The 24,320-nt window shown below is 67.8% G+C and carries 22 protein-coding genes and 1 tRNA gene; 12 read left to right on the forward strand and 11 right to left on the reverse strand.

All coding sequences use genetic code 11. The annotated features are described in order from the left end of the window. Positions 1 to 74 precede the first annotated feature (74 nt). A complete protein-coding gene (gene def, locus F3H32_RS05870) occupies positions 75 to 575 on the reverse strand; it encodes a peptide deformylase (RefSeq protein WP_149765031.1) in 501 nt (166 codons plus the stop codon). A gap of 78 nt (positions 576 to 653) precedes the next feature. Continuing rightward, complete coding sequence (ald, locus tag F3H32_RS05875) at positions 654 to 1,772, reverse strand: alanine dehydrogenase (protein WP_149765032.1); 1,119 nt, start codon at positions 1,770 to 1,772, stop codon at positions 654 to 656. Positions 1,773 to 2,180: 408 nt separating this feature from the next. Between ald and F3H32_RS05880 the strand changes: the two genes are divergently transcribed. The 5 genes from F3H32_RS05880 (at position 2,181) to F3H32_RS05900 (ending at position 6,235) form a co-directional block, all read left to right on the forward strand. After that, on the forward strand, positions 2,181 to 2,606 hold the full coding sequence (locus F3H32_RS05880) for a DUF6691 family protein (protein WP_115755402.1): 426 nt from the start codon (positions 2,181 to 2,183) through the stop codon (positions 2,604 to 2,606). Beyond that, a complete protein-coding gene (locus F3H32_RS05885) occupies positions 2,597 to 4,387 on the forward strand; it encodes a SulP family inorganic anion transporter (RefSeq protein WP_223191356.1) in 1,791 nt (596 codons plus the stop codon). Before F3H32_RS05880 ends, F3H32_RS05885 begins: the two co-directional genes overlap by 10 nt. An 82-nt stretch (positions 4,388 to 4,469) precedes the next feature. Beyond that, a complete protein-coding gene (locus F3H32_RS05890; protein WP_115755401.1) occupies positions 4,470 to 4,913 on the forward strand; it encodes a thioredoxin domain-containing protein in 444 nt (147 codons plus the stop codon). Positions 4,914 to 4,980: 67 nt separating this feature from the next. Further along, a complete protein-coding gene (locus F3H32_RS05895) occupies positions 4,981 to 5,955 on the forward strand; it encodes a glutathione S-transferase family protein (RefSeq protein WP_149765033.1) in 975 nt (324 codons plus the stop codon). Positions 5,956 to 6,159: 204 nt separating this feature from the next. Then, positions 6,160 to 6,235 (forward strand) — tRNA-Ala (locus F3H32_RS05900). 144 nt (positions 6,236 to 6,379) lie between these two features. On the opposite strand, the gene F3H32_RS05905 is transcribed toward F3H32_RS05900, so the two are convergent. Beyond that, entirely contained in the window at positions 6,380 to 7,207 is an 828-nt protein-coding gene (locus F3H32_RS05905; protein WP_149765034.1) for a glycosyltransferase, read from the reverse strand. Between the two features lie 293 nt (positions 7,208 to 7,500). On the opposite strand from F3H32_RS05905, the gene F3H32_RS05910 reads away from it, so the two are divergent. The 4 genes from F3H32_RS05910 (at position 7,501) to F3H32_RS05925 (ending at position 13,478) form a co-directional block, all read left to right on the forward strand. Then, positions 7,501 to 8,208, forward strand: a complete 708-nt coding sequence (locus F3H32_RS05910; protein ID WP_149765035.1) for a P-loop NTPase family protein — start codon at positions 7,501 to 7,503, stop codon at positions 8,206 to 8,208. 42 nt (positions 8,209 to 8,250) lie between these two features. Beyond that, positions 8,251 to 9,735 carry a GumC family protein gene (locus F3H32_RS05915; RefSeq protein ID WP_149765036.1) on the forward strand — a complete coding sequence of 495 codons (1,485 nt, stop codon included), beginning with the start codon at positions 8,251 to 8,253 and terminating at the stop codon, positions 9,733 to 9,735. Then, positions 9,735 to 11,111: an oligosaccharide flippase family protein gene (locus F3H32_RS05920; RefSeq protein ID WP_149765037.1), complete on the forward strand. Its 1,377-nt coding sequence runs from the start codon at positions 9,735 to 9,737 to the stop codon at positions 11,109 to 11,111. Before F3H32_RS05915 ends, F3H32_RS05920 begins: the two co-directional genes overlap by 1 nt. An 84-nt stretch (positions 11,112 to 11,195) precedes the next feature. After that, positions 11,196 to 13,478 (forward strand): NADP-dependent malic enzyme, encoded by a 2,283-nt coding sequence (locus F3H32_RS05925; protein WP_149765038.1) that lies wholly within the window; start codon positions 11,196 to 11,198, stop codon positions 13,476 to 13,478. Between the two features lie 53 nt (positions 13,479 to 13,531). Here the strand turns inward: F3H32_RS05925 and F3H32_RS05930 are convergent, their stop codons facing one another. Next, positions 13,532 to 14,125 carry an outer membrane protein gene (locus F3H32_RS05930; protein ID WP_149765039.1) on the reverse strand — a complete coding sequence of 198 codons (594 nt, stop codon included), beginning with the start codon at positions 14,123 to 14,125 and terminating at the stop codon, positions 13,532 to 13,534. A 217-nt stretch (positions 14,126 to 14,342) separates the two neighbouring features. Then, positions 14,343 to 15,248 carry an oxygen-dependent tRNA uridine(34) hydroxylase TrhO gene (gene trhO, locus F3H32_RS05935; RefSeq protein ID WP_149765051.1) on the reverse strand — a complete coding sequence of 302 codons (906 nt, stop codon included), beginning with the start codon at positions 15,246 to 15,248 and terminating at the stop codon, positions 14,343 to 14,345. Positions 15,249 to 15,348: 100 nt separating this feature from the next. On the opposite strand from trhO, the gene pncA reads away from it, so the two are divergent. Then, a complete protein-coding gene (gene pncA, locus F3H32_RS05940; protein WP_149765040.1) occupies positions 15,349 to 15,945 on the forward strand; it encodes a bifunctional nicotinamidase/pyrazinamidase in 597 nt (198 codons plus the stop codon). Continuing rightward, positions 15,942 to 17,252, forward strand: coding sequence for a nicotinate phosphoribosyltransferase (gene pncB, locus F3H32_RS05945; RefSeq protein WP_188128597.1), 1,311 nt, complete (start codon positions 15,942 to 15,944; stop codon positions 17,250 to 17,252). Before pncA ends, pncB begins: the two co-directional genes overlap by 4 nt. Before the next feature lie 12 nt (positions 17,253 to 17,264). On the opposite strand, the gene F3H32_RS05950 is transcribed toward pncB, so the two are convergent. Both F3H32_RS05950 and F3H32_RS05955 read right to left on the reverse strand, forming a co-directional pair. After that, on the reverse strand, positions 17,265 to 18,404 hold the full coding sequence (locus tag F3H32_RS05950; protein WP_149765041.1) for a Hint domain-containing protein: 1,140 nt from the start codon (positions 18,402 to 18,404) through the stop codon (positions 17,265 to 17,267). A 249-nt stretch (positions 18,405 to 18,653) separates the two neighbouring features. Further along, entirely contained in the window at positions 18,654 to 20,324 is a 1,671-nt protein-coding gene (locus F3H32_RS05955; RefSeq protein WP_149765042.1) for an NAD+ synthase, read from the reverse strand. Positions 20,325 to 20,456: 132 nt separating this feature from the next. Here F3H32_RS05955 and F3H32_RS05960 point away from each other — a divergent pair, with 132 nt between their 5' ends. Next, positions 20,457 to 21,914 (forward strand): MORN repeat-containing protein, encoded by a 1,458-nt coding sequence (locus tag F3H32_RS05960; protein WP_149765043.1) that lies wholly within the window; start codon positions 20,457 to 20,459, stop codon positions 21,912 to 21,914. Position 21,915: 1 nt separating this feature from the next. On the opposite strand, the gene F3H32_RS05965 is transcribed toward F3H32_RS05960, so the two are convergent. From F3H32_RS05965 to F3H32_RS05980, 4 genes are all read right to left on the reverse strand, one after another. Next, the gene (locus F3H32_RS05965; RefSeq protein WP_149765044.1) at positions 21,916 to 22,170 is read right to left on the reverse strand and encodes a hypothetical protein; all 255 of its coding nucleotides are present in this window, start codon (positions 22,168 to 22,170) and stop codon (positions 21,916 to 21,918) included. A 114-nt stretch (positions 22,171 to 22,284) separates the two neighbouring features. Next, complete coding sequence (locus F3H32_RS05970; RefSeq protein WP_188128599.1) at positions 22,285 to 23,166, reverse strand: carbon-nitrogen hydrolase family protein; 882 nt, start codon at positions 23,164 to 23,166, stop codon at positions 22,285 to 22,287. Between the two features lie 8 nt (positions 23,167 to 23,174). Continuing rightward, positions 23,175 to 23,756: a GNAT family N-acetyltransferase gene (locus tag F3H32_RS05975; protein ID WP_149765046.1), complete on the reverse strand. Its 582-nt coding sequence runs from the start codon at positions 23,754 to 23,756 to the stop codon at positions 23,175 to 23,177. Then, complete coding sequence (locus F3H32_RS05980; RefSeq protein ID WP_149765047.1) at positions 23,753 to 24,154, reverse strand: ketosteroid isomerase-related protein; 402 nt, start codon at positions 24,152 to 24,154, stop codon at positions 23,753 to 23,755. The genes F3H32_RS05975 and F3H32_RS05980 overlap by 4 nt, the downstream gene beginning before the upstream one ends. Positions 24,155 to 24,320 lie beyond the last annotated feature (166 nt).

The raw sequence follows: 24,320 nt of genomic DNA on the forward strand, positions 1-24,320 counted from the left end.
CACTCTCCGCGCGCGCCCAAATGGGGCGACAGCGGTTCCAGCTAGACCCGCGCTGTGCGTGGTGCGCGATCCGTTCAGCGCCGCGCCAGCTTGGCCGATTTCGCCACCAGCATCTTGCGGCGCAGGGCCGAAAGGTGGTCGACATAAAGCCGCCCGTCCAGATGGTCGATCTGGTGCTGCACCGAGGTCGCCCAAAGGCCGACGAAATCCCGCTCCTCGATCTCGCCATCCGCATTCAGGAAGCGCACCGTCACCGCCCGCGGCCGCTCGATCCGGGCCGAGACGCCGGGCAGGTTCGGGCTGGCCTCTTCATGCGCGCGCAGCTGCACGCTGGCGTGCAGCACTTCGGGATTGGCCATGCGCAGCGCCTGGCCGCGCTTGTCGGACGCGTCCACCACCGCCAGCCGCTGCATGATGCCGATCTGCGGCGCGGCCAGGCCGACGCCCGGCATCGCCTCCATCGTGTCGATCATGTCGTCCCAGATCATCCGCACCGTTTCGGTGATCGCGGCGACGGGTTCGGCCGGGACATGCAGCCGGCGATCGGCATAGGGCAGGAAGGGGCGGACGGTCATGGGCGGGCCTTGTGATGGATGCCCGCCCCGCTATCACGGCGGCCGGCCCAGGTAAATCCTGCGGCCAGGGCCGCCGGCTTATCCGGCCAGAAGCTGGTCGGGGGTGATCGCCGCCATCCCCAGCGCCTCTCCGACCGGGGGCGAGGTCAGCTGCCCCTCATGGGTGGACAGCCCGGCGCGCAGATGCGCGTCATCGACCAGCGCGCGCCGCCAGCCCTTGTCGGCCAGCGCCAGCAGAAAGGGCAGCGTGGCATTGCCAAGCGCCTGGGTCGAGGTCCGCGCCACCGCGCCGGGCATGTTGGCGACGCAGTAATGGATCACCCCGTCGACCTCGTAGATCGGGTCCTGGTGGGTCGTGGGGCGCGAGGTCTCGAAACAGCCGCCCTGGTCGATGGCGACATCGACCAGCACCGCGCCGCGGGGCATGGTGGCCAAGGCCGCCCGCGACAGCAGCTTGGGCGTGGCCGCGCCCGGCACCAGCACGGCCCCCACCACCATGTCGGCGGCCTGGACCAGTTCGGCGGTCGCCGCGGCGCTGGCGTGGCGGGTGGCCAGCTTGCCCATGAAATTGTCGTCCAGCCAGGACAGGCGCGGCAGCGAGCGGTCCATCACCGTCACATTGGCGCCCATGCCGACCGCGACCCGCGCCGCCGCCGCGCCGACCACGCCGCCGCCGATGATCAGCACATTGGCCGGGCCGACCCCCGGCACGCCGCCCAGCAGCACGCCGCGCCCGCCATTGGCCTTTTGCAGCGCCCAGGCCCCGACCTGGGGCGCAAGCCGCCCGGCCACCTCGGACATCGGCGCCAGCAGCGGCAGCGCGCCGCGCGCGTCCGTCACCGTCTCATAGGCGATGGCGGTTACGCCGCAGGCAAGCAGGTCGCGCGCCTGTTCGGGGTCGGGCGCCAGGTGCAGATAGGCGAACAGCACCTGTCCGCGGCGCAGCATGGCGCGCTCGGCCGGCTGCGGTTCCTTGACCTTCACGATCAGGTCGCAATCGCCATAGATCGCGGCCGCATCCGGCGCGATCCGCGCGCCCGCGGCCAGGTAATCCTCGTCCGGGAAACCGGCGCCCAGGCCGGCGCCGGCCTCGACCAGGACCTGGTGGCCATGGGCCGCAGCCTCGGCCGCGGCGGCAGGCGTCAGGCCGACGCGAAACTCTTGCGGCTTGATCTCCTTGGGGCAGCCGATCTGCATTCCGTTCTCCTTGCGCTGGTTTCGAAACCTCGGGAAGCCCGCGGCAATCGCCAAGACGCCGCCCACCGCCCGAAGCAAGGAAACAGGATGAAGCCGCACGCCTGCGCCGACAAGAAGAATCCATGCCGCCCCGCGATCCGCGCGTTGCATATATTCGCATAATCGAATATTACTTCGACTTGGCCGATTGGAAACGGCGACCAGGAAGGACAAGGTTCGCCCGTACCGCGCTGGGGGGCCGGGGGCCGCGTTTTCCCTGGGTTAACAGGACATAAGGGATGGAGGACGACATGGACGTTCTTTTCGGCATCGCATTGCAACCATCGGGTCCAGGCAGGGGCGCCGCTAAGCGTCCGGTCGCGGCCTTGCTTGCCCGCCCCGCGGGCGCCCAGCCGGAAGGGGTGTAAGATGGCGTTGCTGTCGGCTTTGCTGATCGGGCTGGTCTTTGGCGCGGGAATCGCGGTTTCGGGCATGGCCAACCCTGCCAAGGTGCTGAATTTCTTTGACGTCGCCGGGGCATGGGACCCGTCCCTGGCCTTTGTGATGGGGGGCGCGCTGGCCGTGACCTTTGCCGGCTACCGGCTGGTGCTGCGCCGGCCGGCGCCGGCCTTCGACATCCGCTTCAACCTGCCGCAGCGCCATGACATCGACGCGGCGCTGGTCGGCGGCTCGGCGCTGTTCGGCATCGGCTGGGGGCTGGCGGGCTTTTGTCCCGGCGGCGCCATTCCCGCGCTTGGCCTGCTGCGGCCCGAGCCGGTGGTCTTTACCGCCACGATGATCGTGGGGATCATGGTCGCGAAAGCCGTGCAGGACATGCGCCGCAGATGCAGCTGATCCGCCGCCTGCCCATGCTGCAATGGGCGCGCGGCTATGGCGGGGCGCTGCTGGGCGCCGACCTTCTGGCCGCGGTGATCGTCACCATCATGCTGATCCCGCAAAGCCTGGCCTATGCCATGCTTGCCAACCTGCCGCCCGAGGTCGGGCTTTACGCCTCGATCCTGCCGCTGGTCGCCTATGCGGTCTTTGGCACCTCGCGGGTGCTGGCGGTCGGGCCGGTGGCGGTCGTGTCGCTGATGACGGCGGCGGCGATCGGCCCGGTCGTGCAGGCCGGGCTGGCCGATGCGCTAAGCGCCGCGGTGGCGCTGGCGCTGCTTTCGGGGGCGATGCTGGTGGCGGCGGGCCTGTTCCGGCTGGGATTCCTGGCGAATTTCCTAAGCCATCCGGTGATGTCGGGCTTCATCACCGCCTCGGGGATCCTGATCGCGGCGGGGCAGATCCGGCACCTGCTGGGCGTGGGCGGCGGCGGCTCGACCCTGCCCGAGATCCTGCCGTCGCTGCTGGGCGGGCTGGCGCGGACCAATCCCTGGACGCTGATGATCGGCACCGGCGCGCTGGCCTTTCTTTACGCGGCGCGGCGCTGGGGCAAGCGCGGGCTGGCGCAGGCCGGGCTGCCGGGCTGGCTGGCCGACATGCTGGCGCGCGCGGCGCCGATCCTGGCCATTGCCGTGTCCATCGCGCTGGCCAAGGCGCTGGACCTGGGCGCGCGGGGCGTGGCGCTGGTCGGCACCATTCCGCAGGGCTTGCCCGGCCTGTCGCTTCCGGGGCTGTCGCCCGAATTGCTGGTGGCGCTGGCGCCGGCGGCGCTGCTGATCTCGGTCGTGGGCTTTGTCGAATCGGTCTCGGTCGGGCAGACCCTGGCGGCGCGGCGGCGCGAGCGCATCGCCCCGGACCAGGAACTGATCGGCCTGGGCGCCGCCAATATCGCCGCGGGCCTGGGCGGCGGCTATCCGGTGACGGGCGGCTTTGCCCGTTCGGTGGTCAATTACGACGCCGGCGCGCAGACCCCGGCGGCCGGGGTATTCACCGCCATCGGCATCGCCCTGGCGGCGATGTTCCTGACGCCGCTGCTGGCGGACCTGCCGCAGGCGGTGCTGGCGGCGACCATCATCCTGGCCGTGCTGTCGCTGGTCGATTTCCGCGCCATCCGCCGGGTGCTGGACTATTCGCCGCGCGATTTCCTGGCGATGGCCGCGACCATCCTGGTCACGTTGCTGGTCGGGGTCGAGCCGGGGATCAGCGCCGGGGTGATCCTGTCGCTGGTCATGCAGCTTTACCGCAGCTCGCGGCCGCATTCGGCGGTGGTGGGCCAGGTGCCGGGGACAGAGCATTTCCGCAATATCGACCGCCACCGGGTGCTGGTCTGGCCGGAAATCCTGTCGCTGCGCGTCGATGAAAGCCTGTATTTTGCCAATTCCCGCTTTCTGGAGGACCGCGTGGCCGCGCTGGTGGCGGACAATCCGCGGCTGCGCCATGTCGTGCTGATGTGCCCGGCGGTGAACGATATCGACGCTAGCGCCCTGGAAAGCCTGGAGGAGATCAACCGCCGCCTGGCCGAAAGCGGCGTCAGGCTGCATCTGTCCGAGGTCAAGGGTCCGGTCATGGACCGGCTGCGGCGCAGCGATTTCCTGCGCCACCTGTCGGGCCGGATCTTCCTGACCCAGCACGAGGCGATCCGCCAGTTGCACCGCGACCTGGGCCCCGGCGCGGCCCCGGCCCATGCAACGGGTCCGGCCTGCTGCCGGGGCGGCCGGCGGGACGCAGGTTCAGGCGGATAGGCCATTGGCCGGGTCCCGGCCTTGAATACCTACGGCAATGCGAACATATCCCAAGGGCACTGCCATGAACCCGAGGTCCAGCATGTCCGGCACCGATATCCAGATCGTCTGCACCGCCTGCGGCGCCACCAACCGCCTGCCGCCGGGGCGCGACCCGCAATCGGCGCGCTGCGGGAAATGCCGGGCGCCGCTGTTTTCCGGCCAGCCCGCCGATGTGGACGGGGCGATGTTCCAGCGCCAGATCGGGCGCAGCTCGATCCCGGTCCTGGTCGATGTCTGGGCGCCCTGGTGCGGCCCCTGCCGGATGATGGCGCCGCAATATGCCAGCGCCGCCGGGATGCTGGAACCGGGGATGCGGCTTATCAAGCTGAACTCCGAGGCCGAGCCGCAGACCGCCGCCACCCTGGGCATCCGCGGCATTCCCACCCTGCTGCTTTATCGCGGGGGACGCGAGCTTGCGCGGCAATCGGGCGCCATGGACGCCGCCTCGATCGCCGGCTGGGCGCGGTCGCAGCTGCGCGACTGAACCGTACGGTTGCCCGTCCTGCCGGTCCCGCTATGCTGGGACCGGACGGAAACGCGCGAGGGGCAGCATGGGCCAGTTGATCGACGGCGTCTGGCAGGACGAATGGTATGACACCGACAGCAGCGGCGGGCGCTTTCAGCGCAGCGTGACGGCCTATCGCAACTGGATCACCGCGGATGGCAGCCCCGGTCCCACCGGCCGAGGCGGCTTTGGCCCCGAAAGCGGACGCTACCACCTCTATGTCTCCTATGCCTGTCCTTGGGCGCATCGCACGCTGATCTTTCGCGCGATCAAGGGGCTGGCGCCGCATATCGGCGTTTCGGTCGTGCATCCCGACATGCTGTCCGAAGGCTGGACCTTTGCCACCGATTTCCCCGGCGCGACCGGGGATGACCTGTTCGGCCTGTCCTATCTGCGCGACATCTATCTGCGGGTCGACCCGAAAGCCTCGGGGCGGGTGACGGTGCCGGTGCTTTGGGACAAGGCCCAGGGCACCATCGTCAGCAACGAAAGCGCCGAGATCATTCGCATGTTCAATTCGGCCTTCGACGCGATGACCGGCAATCGCGACGACTATTGCCCGCCCGACCTGCTGGAGCGCATCGAGGCGCTGAACGGCCGCATCTATGACCAGGTGAACAACGGCGTCTACAAGGCCGGTTTCGCAACCTCGCAAGACGCTTACGACGAAGCCGTGCATCCGCTGTTCGAGACGCTGGACTGGCTGGAGGACCACCTGGCCGCGAACCGCTATCTTTGCGGCGACCGCATCACCGAGGCGGACTGGCGGCTTTTCACCACCGCGCTGCGCTTTGACCCGGTCTATCACACGCATTTCAAATGCAACCGGCGCTGGCTGCGGGAATATCCCAACCTCTGGGGCTGGACGCGCGAGCTTTACCAATGGCCGGGCGTGGCCCCGACCGTGCATTTCGACCATATCGTGCGGCATTATCATTACAGCCATGCTACGATAAACCCGCATCGCATCATCCCGATCAACCCGCTGATCGACTGGGACGCGCCGCACGGGCGGGGCTGAACCGGGGATCGCGCGAGGCCTGCCGGGTTCATCGGCGGCGGCCGCGGCAAGGCGCGCCACCCGCGCGTCAAGGCCCCGGAAAGCCCGCCGCGGTCCCGGCCGCGAAATTTCCCGAAGAGCGAATTTTTCCGCTTGCACCCATTCGCCGGCCCTCCTATACGACGCCTCACACGGGCGCCGGCAACGCCGCCCGAGACCTCCGGTGGGGCCATAGCTCAGTTGGTAGAGCGCTTGAATGGCATTCAAGAGGTCAGGGGTTCGACTCCCCTTGGCTCCACCAAAAATTCCTTTCCTCCTTGATATTGCTGGCGACTTGCAGCGCGGACTTGCGGTCCCCTGGGTGGCAGGCATGCTGATTTCCCGCGTGGGTATCGGTCGTCCCACGGGGTAAGCGCAGGCCGCTTTAGCACATGCGCGGGGGTGCCTAGCGCCCGCGCGCCCATTCCTGGCGGTTGCGGCCCAGGCGGACGGCGGCGGCCACGGCGGCATAGGCGGCAAAGCCCAGCGGATCGGCCGCTGCAAGCCGCGCGAGCTCGGTCTTGCCGGGCCGGACATGGCCCTGGCGCGGCGGCAGATGCGGGTATAGCCGCGCGATCTGGGCCACGCCGGCATCCTGGCGCCGGCGGACCCGGACAAGCCGCGAAAAGCCTTCGGCCAGCGGCCATTCATAGGGCTCGTCCACCAGGATGCGCTCGGCTTCGGTGAATTGCAGCCGGGCAAAGCTGTCATCCGAGATCACGTCGGGAAACGTCCCCCAGCGCGCCCGGCCGGCCTGGTTTACGGCGAAAAGCCCGGCTCCGGTGACGCCCTGCGCGACGAAGGGCAGTTTTTGCCAGAACCGGGCATAGGCGCGCGAAACCGCGCTGCGGGCCGGCGCGACCACCAGCCGGCCCCCGGCATAGCGCGGCTGGGGCAGGTCCAGCGCGCGCATGATCCCCGACAAAAGCCGCCGTCCCATGCGGATATCGGCGTCCAGATACAGCCGCACCCCCAGCCCCGCGCAGCCGTCGCCGTGGTTCAGTGCGCCGATCTTGCCGCCCTGCGCCAGCTCCTCGACCCGCAGCTGCCAACCGCGGGCGGCAAAGGCGGGGGCATGGGCGCGGGCGCGCAGGGCGGTGTCGTCGCGGCAGCCATTCGCGACCAGGACCAGGTCCAGCGGGCCGCGATGATCCTGGGCCAGCACATGGTCAAGGCAGGGTCCGATATAGCCGGCCTCGTCATGGGCGGGCAGGATGATGGTGCAGGGCGTCATGGAGCGGCCGCCCGGCGCCTGCGGGCGCGGGGGTGGAATCGCGCGCCATCGCCCGCCGGGAAGACGGCAACGGCAAGGGCGAAGCCCCGCTTGGGACCGAATCGCCCGCCGCCGGGCCGGAAATGCGGCAGATTGTCCTGATCGTGCCTGATTTCGGTTGTCGCCTTCATGAGGCGGACGCTACCATGCCGCTGCCGGGGATGTCATCGGCAGGTCGCCGTTCCGGAACGGCGCGGTTTCACCAGAGGCAGAGGGGCCACAGTTTGACGCCCGCGACAGGGAACAAGCCGGACATGACGCCGGCAGGGCAGGCCGCACCGCAGGCGGCGCGCGGCCAGGTCTCAAGCCGGTTCATCCGGCAAGAGGCGGCATTGGCCGCGTCGGACCCGCGACACGCCAAGCTTATCGCGCAGCGCTTTTCGCTGCTGCGCACCCGCATCCTGCGCGAGATGCGCAACCGCGGCTGGACCAGGCTGGCGGTGGTGCCGGTGACGGCGGGCGCCGGCGGCAGCTTTGTCGCGGTCAAGCTGGCGCTGGCGCTGGCCCGCCAGCCGCATACCAAGGTGACGCTGATCGACCTGGACCTGGGCAGCCCCGGCATTGCGGCGCAGCTTGGCATTGCGGGATGCGCGCCGGTTTCGGCGGCGCTGCGCGAAGGCGGCGACCTGGACGCGCTGGTCTGCCAGGTGAAAGAGGCGCCGAACCTGGCGGTCCTGGCCCCCGAGCGGGCCGAGCCCGAGGCGGCCGAGCTTTTGCAGGACGAGGCGCTGGCCCAGGCCATGCGGCGGCTGCACGACAGCCACCCGGCCGAAATCGCCGTCATCGACACCGCCGGGCTTCTGGGCGAGGATGCGGCGCTTGCCGCGCTGCCGCTGGCGGATGCGCTGCTGCTGGTGGCCGACGGGCGGCGCGGCACGGCCGGGCATATGGCGGAATGCGAAAGGCTGCTGGTCGGCATGCCGCCGGTGATGGGCGTGGTCCTGAACAAGTCGGAAGACTGAGCAAAAAAGAGACAGGGTCAAGATTTGGGACCGATACAATCCTTGCAGGATCTGATCTCGATGATCTGGCGGCGGCTGCCGTTGGTGCTGACGATCATCGTCCTGGGCGTACTGACGTCGTTTTACCTGATCGTATCCTCGCCGCGCATCTATCAGGCCTCGGCCGTGATCCAGCTGGACATGCCGGCCGCGATCGACCAGGGTGCCGACAGTTCGCTGCCCGCCTCGCGCCGGGTGCAGCTGATCGAGCAGCGGCTGATGGCGCGCACCAACCTGCGCGAGGTGGTCGAGCGGCTGGGCCTGTTCGCCGGCTCGCCGCTTAGCGAGACAGAAAAGCTGGCGGCGCTGCGCAGTTCCACCCGGATCGAAAGCATCGCCGCGCCGGGCGTCTCGGTCGATTCGCGCATGTCGCTGGCGGCGATCATCATCACCGCCCAGGCGGAAACCCCGGCCACGGCCGCGGCCATTGCCAATGACTTTGCCAACAGCGTAGTCAACCGCGACCGCGAGAACCGCCAGGCCCGCATCCTGGAATCGCAGGATTACCTGCGCAGCGAGGAACGCCGCTTGAACGAGCAGCTTTCCGAACAAGAGCGCAAGCTGGTCGAGTTCAGCGCCCGCAACGAGGATTCCTTGCCCAGTTCGCAAGAGTTCCTGCAAACCGAACTGGCCCGGCTGACGGAAATGGAGACGACGCTGGACCGCGACATCATGACCTTGCAGCGCGAACGGCTGTCGCTGGAGGCGGGAGGCACGGCGGCCGAGACCCGGCCCTCGGCCTCGCTGGTGCAGCAGATCCGCTCGGCCGAGATCGAACTGGCGCAGGCCCGCCGGACCCTGTCGCCCGACCATCCCGAGATCGCGCGGCTGGAGCAAACCCTTGCGCGGCTGAACAGCGGCGCCGGCAGCGGCGGGTCGGACGTGATCCGCCGACAGGCCGAACTGATCGAGGCCCAGCTTGCCAGCCTGAGCGAGCAGAAGGCCGCGATCGAATTGCGCCGCACCGAGATCGACCGCGCCCGCGCCCGCGCGCCCGAAGTCAGCCGCGAACTTGAGACGATGAACCGCCAGGAACGCCGCTTGCAGGACCGCTACAATGAAATCTCGCGGCAGCTTGCCCAGGTCGAAACCCAGCAGATGCTAATGCAGAACGACCAGACCGAACGCTTCGTGCTGCTGGAACGCGCGCTGCCGCCGGAATATCCCGCCATGTCGAACCGCAAGAAAAGCGCGGTGATGGGGGTCGGCGGCAGCATGGCGCTGGCATTGGCCGTGGCCTTTGTGCTGGAACTGCTGAACCCGGTCTTGCGCCGCACCGAGCAGTTCGCCCGCGCCACCGGCACCCGGCCGGTGGTGTCGCTGCCCTATCGGCTGTCGGCGGGCGATCTGCGCCGGCGCCGCCTGCGCGTGCTTTACATGGTCCTTGTGGTGGTGCTGGGCATCCTGGTGGCGCTGTGGCTGATCGGGCGGATCCCCGGCCTGCCGTCGCCGGCGGTGGTCAGCATGCCCACCGACGGGATGGGCTGATGAGCGGGCCCGAAGGCGGCGCAGCCGCCGCGCCGGAGGGGCGCGGCAAAAGCCTTGCCTCGCGCGCTTTGGGCAGCGGTGCGTGGTCCATGGTCAATTTCGGCCTGGGCCAGATCATGCGGCTGGGGTCGAACCTGATCCTGACCCGCATTCTCAGCCCCGACGATTTCGGGCTGATGGCGCTGGTCACAAGCTTCCTGATCGGCCTGACCATGTTCAGCGACATGGGCTTTGGCCCCTCGATCATGCAAAGCAAGCGCGGCGATGATCCGGATTTCCTGGATACGATCTGGACGCTCAAGATCATCCGCGGCTTCGTGATCTTTGGCGCCGCCATCCTCATGGCCTGGCCGCTGGCCTGGTTCTATGACGCGCCGCTGTTCGGCTGGGTGTTTCCGGTGGCGGCCAGTTCGATGATCCTGGGCGGCTTCTTCCCCACCCGCATCGACACGGCCGCGCGCCATCTGCAACTGGGCCGCCTGACGGTGATCGAGCTTGCCAACCAGCTTGTCGGCATTCTTTTCACCATCGCCGCGGCGCTGATCCTGCAATCGGTCTGGGCGCTGGTCTGGGGCAATGTGCTGGGCGCGCTTGCCCAGCTTTTGATGTTCCGGCTGTTCCTGCCCGGTCATCGCAACCGCCTGCGGCTGGAGCCAGAGGCCCGCGCCGAAGTGATGAAATTCGGCAAGTGGATCTTTTTCAGCACCATCTGCGGCTTTTTGCTGTTCCAGGGCGACCGCATCATTCTGGGGCGGGTGCTGACGCTGGATCAACTGGGCATCTACAATATCGGCCTGTTCCTGGCGACGGTGCCGGTCATGCTGGGTTCGTCGATCGCGGGGCGGCTGTTCATCCCGATCTATCGCCAGCACCCGCCGGCCGAAAGCGCCCAGAACGCCCGCATCCTGGCGCGCACCCGCGCCGGGCTGACGGCGCTGCTGCTGCTGGTGGCGGTGGTGCTGGCCTGGGCGGGCCCGCCGCTGGTCGATCTGCTTTACGATCCGCGCTACGGCACGGCGGGCGGCATCCTGGTCGCCATCGCCTGCATCCAGATGCTGCAAGTCATCCCCATCAGCTATGAACAGGCGGCGCTGGCGGCGGGGGATTCGCGCGGCTTCTTCGCCATGCAATCCTCGCGCGCGGCGATCTATTTCCCGCTGGTTGCGGGGGGTGCTGCGCTTCACGGGCTGCCGGGGCTGTTGACCGGCCAGGCGCTGGCGCAGGTCTTTTGCTATCCGGTGACGGTCTGGATCGCCCGCCGCCATGGCTGCTGGGATCCGCGCCATGACCTGATCGCCGGTGTGGTGGCCCTGGCCGCCGCCGCCACCGCGCTAAGCGGACATCACGAGGCCGTGCTGGCCGCGCTGAGCCCCTGACCGGCCGCCGGCCGGGCATTTTACCCCTTTCGGTTCCACGGGCGCTGGCGCTATTGCTGCCCGCACGTCATGAGGAGGCACCGGATGAGCGACGACAACACCCCGCGCAAGTCCCGCATCACGCGGGAAGAGGCCCTAGCCTATCACCTGGAACCGCGTCCGGGCAAATACGACATCGTGGCCTCGACCCCCATGGCGACGCAGCGCGACCTGTCGCTGGCCTATTCCCCCGGCGTCGCCGTTCCGGTCGAAGCCATCGCCGAACGCCCCGAGACCGCCTATGACTATACCGTCAAGGGCAACATGGTCGCGGTGATCTCGAACGGCACGGCGATCCTGGGGCTGGGAAACCTGGGCGCGCTGGCCTCCAAGCCGGTGATGGAGGGCAAGGCGGTGCTGTTCAAGCGCTTTGCCGACGTCAACGCCATCGACATCGAACTGGACACCGAGGACCCCGAGGCGATCATCAATGCCGTGCGGCTGATGGGCCCGACCTTCGGCGGCATCAACCTGGAAGACATCAAGGCCCCCGAATGCTTCATCATCGAGCAGCGGCTGAAAGAGGTGATGGACATCCCGGTCTTCCACGACGACCAGCACGGCACGGCGGTCATCTGCGCCGCGGGGCTGATCAACGCGCTGGAACTGTCGGGCAAGAAGATCGAGGATGTGAAGATCGTCCTGAACGGCGCCGGCGCCGCAGGCATCGCCTGTCTGGAACTGCTCAAGGCCATGGGCGCGCGGCATGAAAACTGCATCATGTGCGACACCAAGGGCGTGATTTACCAGGGCCGGACCGAGGGCATGAACCAGTGGAAATCCGCCCATGCCGTCGCAACCGACGCCCGCACGCTGGACGAGGCGATGCAGGGCGCCGACGTGTTCCTGGGCGTTTCGGCCAAGGGCGCGGTCACGCAGGACATGGTGGCCTCGATGGCCGAGAACCCGGTCATCTTCGCCATGGCCAATCCCGACCCCGAGATCACCCCCGAAGAGGCGCATGCGGTGCGCCCCGACGCGATCGTCGCCACCGGGCGCAGCGACTACCCGAACCAGGTCAACAACGTCCTGGGCTTTCCCTATCTGTTCCGCGGCGCGCTGGACATCCATGCCCGCGCCATCAATGACGAGATGAAGATCGCCTGCGCCCGCGCCCTGGCGGAACTGGCGCGCGAGGATGTGCCCGACGAGGTCGCGGTGGCCTATGGCCGCAAGCTGCAATTCGGCCGCGACTACATCATCCCGACGCCCTTTGACCCGCGGCTGATCCATGTCGTGCCGCCTGCCGTGGCCAGGGCCGGCATGGATACCGGCGCGGCGCGGCGCCCGATCATCGACATGGATGGCTATGTCCAGTCGCTGAAAGCGCGCATGGACCCGACCGCGGCGATCCTGCAAGGCATCCATGCCCGCGCCCGCCAGGCCCAGGCCCGCATGATCTTTGCCGAAGGCGACGACCCGCGCGTCCTGCGCGCCGCCGTGGCCTGGCAGCGCGGCGGCATGGGCCAGGCGCTGGTCGTCGGCCGCGAAAGCGACGTGCGCGAAAAGCTTGAGGCGGCCGGCCTGGCCGATGCGGCGCGCGAGATCGCCGTGGTCAATGCCGGCAATTCCCGCCACCTGGAGCAATATCACGAAACGCTTTACACCCGCTTGCAGCGCAAGGGCTATGACCGCGAGGATGCGGTCAAGCTGGCCAATCGCGACCGGCATGTCTTTGCCGCCTTGATGCTGGCGCATGGCCATGGCGACGGGCTGGTGACGGGCGCGACGCGCAAGAACGCGCATGTGCTGGCCCAGATCGGCATGGTCTTCGACGTGACGCCGGCCGCGGGCGCGGTGGGCATCACCGCCGTGCTGCACAATGGCCGGGTGATCCTGATGGGCGACACCCTGGTCCATGAATGGCCCGAAGCCGAGGACCTGGCCGACATCGCCACCCGCGGCGCCCATGTCGCGCGCGGCCTGGGGCTGGAGCCGCGGGTGGCCTTCCTGTCCTTCTCGAATTTCGGCTATCCGATCAGCGAGCGGGCGGTGAAGATGGCCCGCGCCACCGAAGTGCTGGATGCCCGCCGCGCCGATTTCGAATATGAGGGCGAGATGACCGTGGATGTGGCGCTGAACGCGTCGCAGGCGGCGAAATACCCGTTCTCGCGTCTCAAGGGGCCGGCCAACGTGCTGGTGGTGCCGGCGCGGCACTCGGCCTCGATCTCGGTCAAGTTGTTGCAGGAAATGGCGGGGGCGACGGTGGTGGGCCCCATCCTGACCGGGGTGCCGCAGCCGATCCAGATCTGCTCGACCAGTTCGTCGGTCAATGACATCCTGAACATGGCGGCCATCGCCGCGGGCCGGCTGGGTCAGGTGAAATAGGCCGAAATGAAAAGCGCCCCCCGGACGGGGGGCGCCTGGGCCGTCGCGCCGGCTCAGAACCGATACGAGGCGCGCAACTGCACCATGTCACTGTCCAGGTCCAGGCCGCTGATGCCGGTTTCATCCTCCAGCACGTCCTTGAAGTCGCTGCGGCTGTATTCCGCGCCGACGGTAAAGCGCTCGGTCACCTTGTAGTCGGCGCCGATGCCATAGGTCAGCCCGGTTTCCGAGATGTCGTCGACCGAAAGCCGGGCCGCGCCCAGCGTGACATAGGGCAGGAAGCGGCCCATGTCGGCGCCGGCGCGCAGGCGCAGCCGGGTCAGGTCGCCATCGTCGTAATTCTCGTCCGGCGAGATCTTGTTGTAGTCCAGCTCGCCGCCCAGGACGAAGCGGCCCAGGTCGCGCTGATAGCCCGCATGCAGGCCATAGCCGTCGTAATCGCCGACATCGGACAGGGCGCCGTCAAGATCGGCGCTGCCCTTGCCGTATTGCAGACCGGCATAGAACCCGGTCCAGTCGCTTTCGGGGGTGATCGTCACGGGCGCGGGCGCCACGACCGGCTGTTCGACCACCGGGGCGACATAGCCCCCGGCATAGGCGCCACCGGCCATAAGCGAAGCCAAGGCTGCGTATCCGATTATCTTCATGATGGGTTCTCCACTCAACTCGGACCGCCTGCCTATCACCCGCACCCCGGAATGAAAGGCTTGGCGCCGCCCCGGAACGCATAAGTGAGCCGCTGTCAGACGCCACCGGGGCCGCCGGGAAAATACCGCCTTTCCAGCAGGTTGGCGGTCAAGCGGGCGTGATGCCGCGTGATGCGCGATCGGCGAAATGCGCCAACCGCCTGACAGGGCTTGGATTTCACGGGCGGGTTGGCAGGTCCTGGCCAAAGCATTCGCCGCGCTCGGCCTGGCGCTGGCGGGTGCGGAAGCGGGCGCGGTCGGCGTCGGAATATTCGGCGGCGCAGCGGTGGCAACTGACGCCTTCCTCGTATTCGGGGCGGTCGTGATCCTGGGGCGCCAGCGGGCGGCGGCAGGCATGGCAAAGGTCGTGGCGGCCCTGCCGCAGCCCGTGGCCCAGGCTGACCCGCTTGTCGAAGACAAAGCATTCGCCGCGCCACAGGCTGTCTTCCTGGGGCACCTCCTCCAGGTATTTCAGGATGCCGCCTTGCAGGTGAAACACCTCGGCCACGCCCTCGCCCAGCAGGAAATTGGTGGATTTCTCGCAGCGGATACCGCCGGTGCAGAACATGGCGATGCGCTTGTTGTGAAAGCGATGCGCATTGTCGCGCCACCACGCCGGAAAATCGCGAAAGCTGCGGGTGCCCGGATCGACGGCGCCGGCAAAGCTGCCGATCTCGACCTCGTAGTCGTTGCGGGTGTCGATCACCGCCACGTCGGGGGCGCTGATCAGCGCGTTCCAGTCCTGCGGCGCGACATAGCGGCCGACGGCGGCGGTGGGGTCCACGTCCGGCTGGCCCATGGTGACGATCTCGCGCTTCAGCCGGACCTTCATGCGGCCGAAGGGCATGGCCTCGGCGGTGCTTTCCTTCCACTCCAGCGCCGCGCAGCCGGGCAGGGCGCGGATATGGGCCAGAACCGCGTCGATGCCAGCGCGGGTGCCGGCGATGGTGCCGTTGATCCCCTCGGGCGCCAGCAGCAGCGTGCCCCGGACCTCATGCGAACAGGCGCATTTCGCCAGCGGCGCCTTCAGCGCGGCGGGGTCGGGAAAGCGGGTGAAATGGTAAAGCGCGGCGACGATCAGCATGGGCTGGCCATAGCGCCGCCCGGACCTGCGATCAAGTTGCTGCATTGACGCCCCGGCCGCCTGCGCCTACCAATTTCCCCGTCAAAACAGGAGAGACGCGATGGCAAGGGCCCTGATCGTCGTCGACATGCAGCTGGATTTCTGTCCCGGCGGGCGCTTGGCGGTCGCGGGAGGGGACGAGATCGTGGCAGGGATCAACGACCTGATGGCCGATTTCGACGCCGTGGTGCTGACGCAGGACTGGCATCCCCATGACCATGCCAGCTTTGCCGACAACCATCCCGGCGCGGCGGCTTATTCGGTCGTGGACATGGCTTACGGGCCGCAGGTGCTGTGGCCCGCCCATTGCGTGATCGGGACCGAGGGGGCGGGCTTTCACCCCGCTTTGGCCGCCGATTGCGCCGACCTGGTGATCCGCAAGGGGTTCCGGCCGCAGATCGACAGCTATTCGGCGTTTTTCGAAAACGACCGCCGCACCTCCACCGGCCTTGCCGGCTATCTGCGCGACCGCGGGCTGGACGACCTGGCCTTTGTCGGGCTGGCGCAGGATTTCTGCGTCGCCTGGTCGGCCATCGACGCGGCCAAGCTGGGCTTTCGCGCCACGGTGATCGAGGATGCGGCCCGCGCCATCGACCTTGACGGCTCGCTTGACGCCGCGCGCGCGCAGATGCGCCAGGCGGGGGTGGTGTTGGCATGATGATCCCGACCGTCGACATCGCCACCCGCGTCTATAACCACAAGTGGAAGATCGACCCCATCGTCCGCTCGCTGATCGACGACGATTTCTACAAGCTGCTGATGTGCCAGTCGGTGTTTCGCAACCGGCCCGACACGCAAGTCACCTTCAGCCTGATCAACCGCACCAGCCGCATCCGCCTGGCCGAGCTGATCGACGAGGGAGAACTGCGCGAACAGCTAGACCATGTCCGCGGCCTGACGCTGACGCGGGGCGAAAGCACCTGGCTGCGCGGCAATACCTTTTACGGCAAGCGGCAGATGTTCCGCCCAGATTTCATGGAGTTCCTGGAAAACCTGCGCTTGCCCGCCTATCACCTGGAAAAGCGCGACGGGCAATATGAACTGACCTTTGAGGGGCGCTGGCCCGAGGTCATGCTGTGGGAAATCCCGGCCCTGGCGATCATCATGGAGTTGCGCAGCCGCGCCGTCCTGAAAGACATGGGCCGGTTCGAATTGCAGGTGCTTTACGCCCGCGCCATGGCCCGGCTTTGGGAAAAGATCGAGGAATTGCGCAAGCTTGGCCCCGACCTGCGCATCGCCGATTTCGGCACAAGGCGGCGGCACAGCTTCCTGTGGCAAGATTGGTGCGTGCAGGCCATGGTCGAGGGCCTGGGCGACACCCGCTTCATCGGCACTTCGAACTGCCTGATCGCCATGCGCCGCGATATCGAGGCCATCGGCACCAATGCCCACGAACTGCCCATGGTCTATGCCGCCCTGGCCGACAGCGACGAGGAACTGCGCCAGGCCCCCTACAAGGTGCTGGCCGATTGGCACGAGGAACATGACGGGATGCTGCGCATCATCCTGCCCGACACCTATGGCAGCGAGGGGTTTCTGGATCATGCGCCCGACTGGCTGGCGGGCTGGACCGGCATCCGCATCGACAGCGGCGATCCGGTCCAGGGCGCCGAGGCCGCGATACGCTGGTGGCAGGAGCGCGGCGAAGACCCGCGCGACAAGCTGATCATCTTTTCGGACGGGCTGGATGTCGAAAGGATCAAGGACCTGTTCCACCGCTTTCACGGCCGCGCCAAGATCAGCTTTGGCTGGGGCACGCTTCTGACCAATGATTTCCGCGGCCTGGTGCCGGGCGACGGCTTGGCGGCGTTCTCGCTGGTGTGCAAGGCGGTCGCGGCCGAGGGGCGGCCGACCGTCAAGCTGTCCGACAACCCGCAAAAGGCCACCGGCCCCGAGAACGAGATCGCGCGCTACAAGCGAGTCTTCGGCGTCGGCTGGCAAAAGCCCATGGCGGTGGTGGTCTGACCCCCGGCCGCCCTAGCGCGCCACCGCCGACTGCAAGGCGCGGCGGTTGGCGGCATGGCGGCTGGCAAGCCTGCGGGTTTCGCGGCCCTTGCCCAGCGGGCGGGCCGGCCGGGGCGGATGCCCGGCCGCAAGCTGGGGGAAAAGCGCCGCGATTTCGGCCCGCGCCGCAGGGTCCAGCGACTTCCGCGCCTGCGCGCCGGTGAACAGCGATTCCGTCTGCGCCCCCTCCGACCAGATGATTTCATGCCGGTCAAAAAGCAGGTGGTAATAGGTCAGCGCCCGCGGGCTGTCGACGATCTCGATCCCCTCGATCCCGGTCAGGTGCTTGGCGGCGACCAGCACCTCGGGCTCGCCGAACATGCGCCGGGCGATCTGCGAGGCGACAAGGACGCGATGCTGTTGCGAGACGTAAAGGTCGCGCCGGGGCAGGCCGGGGCCAAGCGCGCCCGCCCGGATGCGCACCGGCCGCAGCGTGGCGAACAGTCCCAGCAGGTCCGGGGCCAGGTGCTTGCGGCCGATCCAGCGCAAGGGCTGCGGCCCGTGGTCGCGGGTGATCACCATGTCGCCGACCCGCAGGTCCTGGACGGCGACCTGGCCGCGTTCGGTCAGGATCAGCGTGTCCTGGCAAAAGCAGACGAAGGCCGGCGCATCCGCGGCGCCATAGCCGGCCAGCTCGAATTCGTTCCGGTCGGGGTCGACGACCCCGGTCAGCGTGATCGAGCGGATGGGCAGGCCGGTCAGCCCGGCGATTTCGCCGTTCGCGGCACCGGCGGGCGGTGGCGCCAGCGCCAGCGTCCCGTCCGTCGCCTGAAGCACGCGCAGCGCCACGCCCGTGGCCGTGCTGCCATCCGCATAGGTGACGGTGCCGCTGTAAATGACGCCGGAATCCAGGTGATAGACCGCGCCCTGATGCACGGCGTGTTCGGCCGCCGCCGGACCCGAGGCATTGTCAAAGGCGATGGCCCCGTCATCGTCGCCGTCATGCAGCACGACATCGTTGATGTCGCGGAAAAGCGGCGCTTCGGCGCTGCCGAAGGTGGTGCCGACCAGGTCGCCGGGCGCCTCGGCCCCCGGAACCGTTTCGTCTGGATCAAGGTCCAGATCGCTGCGCAAACCAAGATAGATCACGCGGATCGAAATGTCCGTCGGCATGGCAACCCCTTACTCGTCAAAGCGCCCGAACTGGGCGCAACGGCAAAAACACCGCCCCGACCAGAAGGGACCGCGCAAGGCGCGGGCCATGGGGCGAATGAAGCCAGAGTAAACGGTTCAGATCAGAACGATAAACCTATCGAATGGGACAGGTCTGCGGGATAGCCAGATTTATCCTTTTTATTGCAGAGGTTTGCCTTTCCGCGGACGCCGGGGGACGCCGATTTCGGCCCTCCCGCCGCGCGGGTGCTAAAGCCGGTCGCGCCAACGGTTGACCAGCGGATAGCGCCGATCCAGCCAGAAAGCCTTGGTCGAGATGCGCGGCCCCGGCGCGGCCTGGTAACGCTTCCATTCGCTGCCATAAAGCAGCGCCTCGACCTTTCTGACGGTTTCGGGCTCGAAGCCCTGGGCGACAAGATCCTTGAGCGCCAGATCCTTTTCGATCAACCCTTCAAGGATGGCGTCCAGCACCTCATAGGGCGGCAGGCTGTCCTGATCCTTCTGGTCGGGGCGCAGTTCGGCCGAGGGCGGTTTGGAAATGATCTGCGGCGGGATCACCTCGCCCGCGCGGCCGGCCATCCAGTCGCGGTGGTTTTCATTGCGCCAGCGGCAGGTCTGGAACACGCGGGTCTTGTAAAGATCCTTGATCGGATTGTAGCCCCCGGCCATGTCGCCATAGATCGTGGCATAGCCGACCGCGACTTCGGACTTGTTGCCGGTGGTCAAAAGCAGCTCGCCGAACTTGTTGGACAGCGCCATCAGCATCACGCCGCGCAGGCGGGACTGGATGTTTTCCTCGGTGATGTCGGGCTGGGTGCCCGCCATCAGATGCGCCAGGGCCGCGCCCACCGCGTCGCGGGCGGCTTCGATCTGCACGCTGTCCAGCCGCGTGCCCAGCCGTCCGGCGCAATCGGCGGCGTCGTCAAGGCTGGCCTGCGAGGTGTATTCGCTGGGCAGCATGACGCAGCGGACGTTTTCGGGACCAAGCGCATCGCTGGCGATCGCCGCGACCAGCGCCGAATCGATGCCGCCCGACAATCCCAGCACCGCCTTGCCAAAGCCGGATTTGCGCATGTAGTCGCGCAGCCCCAGCGTCATGGCGCGATAATCCTGTTCCCATTCGTCGGGCTGGTGGTCCATCCGCCCCGGCACCGCGCGCCAGCCGGCCGGCGTGCGGGCGAAATCGACATGCGCCAGCATCTCGTCGAAGGGGGCCAGTTGCATGACCTTGACCGCGCCGCCGTCCTCGCCGGGGTTCAGCACGAAGCTGGCGCCGTCATAGACCTGGTCGTCCTGCCCGCCGACCGAGTTCAGGTAGATCAGGGGCAAGCCGGTCTCGACCACGCGGGCGACCATATGGCCCATGCGCAGGTCCAGCTTGCCCCGGTGATAGGGGCTGCCATTGGGGACCAGCAGCATCTCGGCCCCGGTCTCGGCCAGGGTCTCGGCCACCTCGGGCCACCAGGCGTCCTCGCAGATCGGGCTGCCGATGCGCAGCCCGTCCAGGCTGTAGGGGCCGCAGATCGGTCCCACGTTGAACAGCCGCCATTCGTCGAAAAGCTGCTTGTGCGGCAATTCGTGCTTGAGCACCCGCGCCACCACCTTGCCGCCGCTGAGAATCCAATAGGCGTTGTAAAGCCGGTCCCCTTCGGCATGGGGGCCGCCGATGCCGATGGCGGGGCCGTCGGCGCAATCGCGCGCCAGTTCGAGGATTCGCTCCATCGCGTCCGCGGTGAAGCCGGGCTTCAGCACCAGGTCCTGGGTCTGGTAGCCGGTGATGAACATCTCGGGCAGGGCCAGCAGGTTGGCGCCCGCTTCGCGCGCCCTGGCCCATGCCTCGCGCGCCTGGGCGGCATTGCCGGGCAGGTCGCCGACGGTCGGGTTCATCTGCCCCAGGGTGATGCGGAACGTGTCGGTCATGGCGTTTCCTTTACCCGTGTCTTGCCCTGTTGATAGGTCAGCGCGCGGCAAAGGAAAAGTCGGGCTTTGCGCCGGCGCGCCCCTTGCGATAAACCGATGCCAAAAGCAGCAACAAGGCGGAGTGCAGCACCCATGAAGGCAGCCCTTGTCGCCTGTGCGATCATCATGGCCGGCACGGGCGCGGCCGGCGCGCAGGCGGTCATCACCAAGCAATATGACGATGGCGGCGTCTACGAGGGCACGTTCCGCAACGGCAAGCAGCATGGCCGCGGCACCTACAGGCTGCCGTCCGGCTATGAATATGACGGCGACTGGGTCGAGGGCGAGATCCTGGGCCAGGGCGTGGCGAAATTCCCCAACGGCTCGGTCTACGAGGGGGCCTTTGCCGGCGGCAAGCCGCATGGCAAGGGCAAGATCACCTATGCCGACGGTGGCAGCTACGAGGGCGACTGGCAGGACGGCCAGATCCTGGGGCAGGGGGTGGCGCGCTATGCCAACGGCTCGGTCTACGAGGGCGGCTTTCTGAACGCGCTGCATGACGGCAAGGGGGTGCTGACCCAGCCCAACGGCTATCGCTACGAAGGCGACTGGAAACAGGGCGTCAAGGACGGGCTGGGCAAGATCACCTATCCCGACGGCGCAAGCTACGAAGGCGAGATGCGGGCCAACCAGCGTTCCGGCCAGGGCAAGCTGACCATGCCGGACGGGCTGGCCTATGAGGGCGGCTGGTCGGCGGGGCAGATGGCCGGGCAGGGCCGGCTGACCCAGCCCTCGGGCGATGCCTATGAGGGGCGGTTCGCCAATGGCAAGCGCGAGGGCAAGGGCGTCGCCACCTATGCCAACGGCGACCGCTACGAGGGCGATTTCCGCGCCGACAAGCGCTGGGGCGCGGGCACCTTCACCGGCACCGACGGCTATGTCTATACCGGCGACTGGGCCGAGGGCCGGATGGAGGGGCTGGGCCGCATCACCTATCCCGACGGCTCGGTCTATGAAGGGGCGCTGATGGCCGACCTGCCGCATGGCCGCGGCCTTATCACCTATCCCGACGGCGCCAGCTATGACGGCGAATGGGTCGCGGGCGTGATCGAGGGGCAGGGCGTCGCCAAATACGCCAACGGCCTGGTCTACGAAGGCGGCTTCAAGCGCGGCCGCAACGAGGGGCAGGGCCGGATGACCTATCCCGACGGCTATGTCTATAACGGCGCCTGGCGCGACGGGCAGCGCCACGGGCAGGGGCAGGCGACTTATCCCGACGGCACCACCTATGACGGTTCCTTCGTGGACGGGCTGCGCCATGGCAAGGGCCGGCTGATCGCCCCGGACGGTTTCCGCTATGAAGGAAGCTGGAAAGAGGGCGAGATCGACGGCGAGGGCATCGCGACCTATGCCAATGGCGATGTCTATACCGGCCATTTCGTCGCCGGAAAGCGCCAGGGCGCGGGGGTGATGCGCTATGCCACCGGCCAGGTCGCCGAGGGCGAATGGGAGGACAACCGCTTGGCCGTCCCCGCCGAGGGTGCGACAGTGCCCGATGGCGCCGAGACCCCCGAAGGTGTGGTGCCGGACGAGCCTGCCGTGGCAGAATAGGCTAGGGTTCGGGGCGGCCGTCCGCCGCGGCCTTGTTCGCGTCTGATGCGGCGGGCGGCTCCCGCCATGATCTGTCATCGCAGGGTCGGTCGAACCAGGCACGGTTTTTCAGTGCCGGATTGTCGAGGTTTCGCCATTCGCAGGGCGGCAGGAGCGACGGGTATTTCTGGCCATCGAGCAGAAAAACAGCACCAAGGAGGCCGGTGTAATAGCCGTTGCAGCGCCGGACGTATTGGTCTGTCAGCCCTGCCTGCATCAGGGCCAGCCGGATCGGAATGCCCTTGCGCGATAAGCGTCTGTATGGATCATGGTCATGCCAGAGAACTCCCGTGTCGCCGGGGATACTCCAACAGAAACTGCCAAGATTCGGTTAACCGGGCGCGCGTCGCGGCGTCGCACCCTGCACCGGCACCCCCACCGTCTCGGGCCAATGCGCGAATGGCAGCACCCGGCCGTTGCGGCGGCTTTCAGCCACGCGGTCCAGGTCCACCTCGGCCTTGACCCAGCCCGGCACGTCCATCAGCCCCTCGGCCATGACGCCGCTTTCCGGCCACAGCCCGTCGGGGGGCGCATAGATCGCCGCGGCGCCACGGTTTTCATCCACCGCGGGGCACCAATCCACATCGCCCACGGTCGGCGCCTGCACCACGACGCATTGGCTTTCCAGCGCGCGGGCCATGGCGCCGATGCGGACCCGGTTGAACCCCGCCACCGTGTCGGTGCACGAAGGCACCAGCACCACCTCGACCCCTGCCTCGGCCAGCGCGCGGCCCAGCAGCGGAAACTCGCTGTCATAGCAGATCAGCACGCCCAGCCGCCCGACCGCGGTGTCAAAGACCCGCAGGCCGGGGGCGCCGACCACGTCCCAATCCTCGCGCTCGAACCGGGTCATGACCTGCTTGTCCTGATGGCCGATCCGCCCCTGCGGCCCGAACAGCGCAGCGCGGTTGACCGGGCGCGGCCCGATGAAATGCGGCCCCGATGCGGCCAGGATATGCAGCCCATGCCGCGCCGCCAACTCGCCGTGCAGCGCATCGCGCGCGGCCTCGTGGCGGGCGACCTCGTGCAGCGATGCCTCCAGATCGCCCGCGACCTTAGGCCCGCCCAGCGAGGCCAGTTCCATCGCGCCATATTCGGGAAAGACCAGCAGGTCGCAATCGGCGGCCTCTTCGACCCAGGCGGCGAGCTTGGCGCGGTAAGCGTCCAGATCCTCCAACCAGTCCAGCGGATAGGCGGCAGCGGCGATTTTCACGATCCGGCTCACAGGGTTTTCATCCAGAATTGCAGGGGTTTGCGGGATGGTTCGGTCTTACCGATGTCCTTCCACTCGAAGCCTGCGACCACGCCCGGCAAGGGCGCATAGCCGCGTTTCTGCCAGAACCCGTCCAGCGGGCGATAGCCTTGGGGCCGCAGCGGGTGGTCCTGGGGGCGGATCACGCTGCAAAAGGCGCTGTAGCGGCGGCCAAGCGCCCGGCCCTGAACCTCGCGCCCGTCGAAGAAGGCGTGGCCCAGGCCGCGGCCGCGATATTCGGGCAGCAGCACCGATTCGGCGCAATAGAAGATCTCGTCCAGCCGCTCGGGCCGGTCGGCGAAAGCGGCGGCGAAATCGCCGGCATGGTCCTCCATCGGCGCGCCGGTTGCGGCGCCGACCATGCGGTCGCCGTCCCAGGCCGCGACCACCACCGCGCCGGGCGACTGATAGGCCCGCAGGTAATCGCGCTCATAATCCAGGTCGCCGTCATAGAGATAGGGCCAGTCGCGGAACACCGCGATGCGCAGCCGCGCCAGGTCGTCCAGCACGGCGGCGACCGCATCCCCGGTCAGGCTTTCGGTGCGGATCACGCCCCGACCTGTCGCGTCCAGTCGGCCAGGTTGTAATAGGTCGTCACCCGCGCGATCTTGCCGTCGCGGATGGCGAAAAACGCCCCGGCCGGCAGGACATAGGTCTGGCCCTGCGCCTCGGGCAGGCCCTCGTCGGTGGCCAGATAGCTGCCGTTGACCACGAATTCCGCCGCCGCCCGGTCGCCGGCATCGCTGGCCATGATCACCATGTCGGTCAGCTTTTCCCGGTAGCTGCGGGTCATGTGGGCGTTGAATTCCGCGAATGCCGCCTTGCCGCGCCGGATCGGGCCCTGGTTCACGTGGTGTTCCACATCATCATGCAGATAGCCCAGCATCTCGTCGGTGCGGCCGGCATTGAAGGCGTCGTAATAGGCGGCGATCAGGGTCTTGGTATCCATCGGAACCTCCTTGGTTTTGTTCCATCTAGCGCGGGGCGGGGGCCACGTCACCTGCGCCCTTTGGTGGAGCCCCCCTCGCTTATTTCCCTGGCGGGACCTTCAGGATTGCTTCATGCATGCTGATTGCGTCTTCGAGGTTTTGGAAGACGGATATGGCGCCCTGGTG

This window comes from Paracoccus thiocyanatus, assembly GCF_900156255.1.
Taxonomy (GTDB): Bacteria; Pseudomonadota; Alphaproteobacteria; order Rhodobacterales; family Rhodobacteraceae; genus Paracoccus; species Paracoccus thiocyanatus.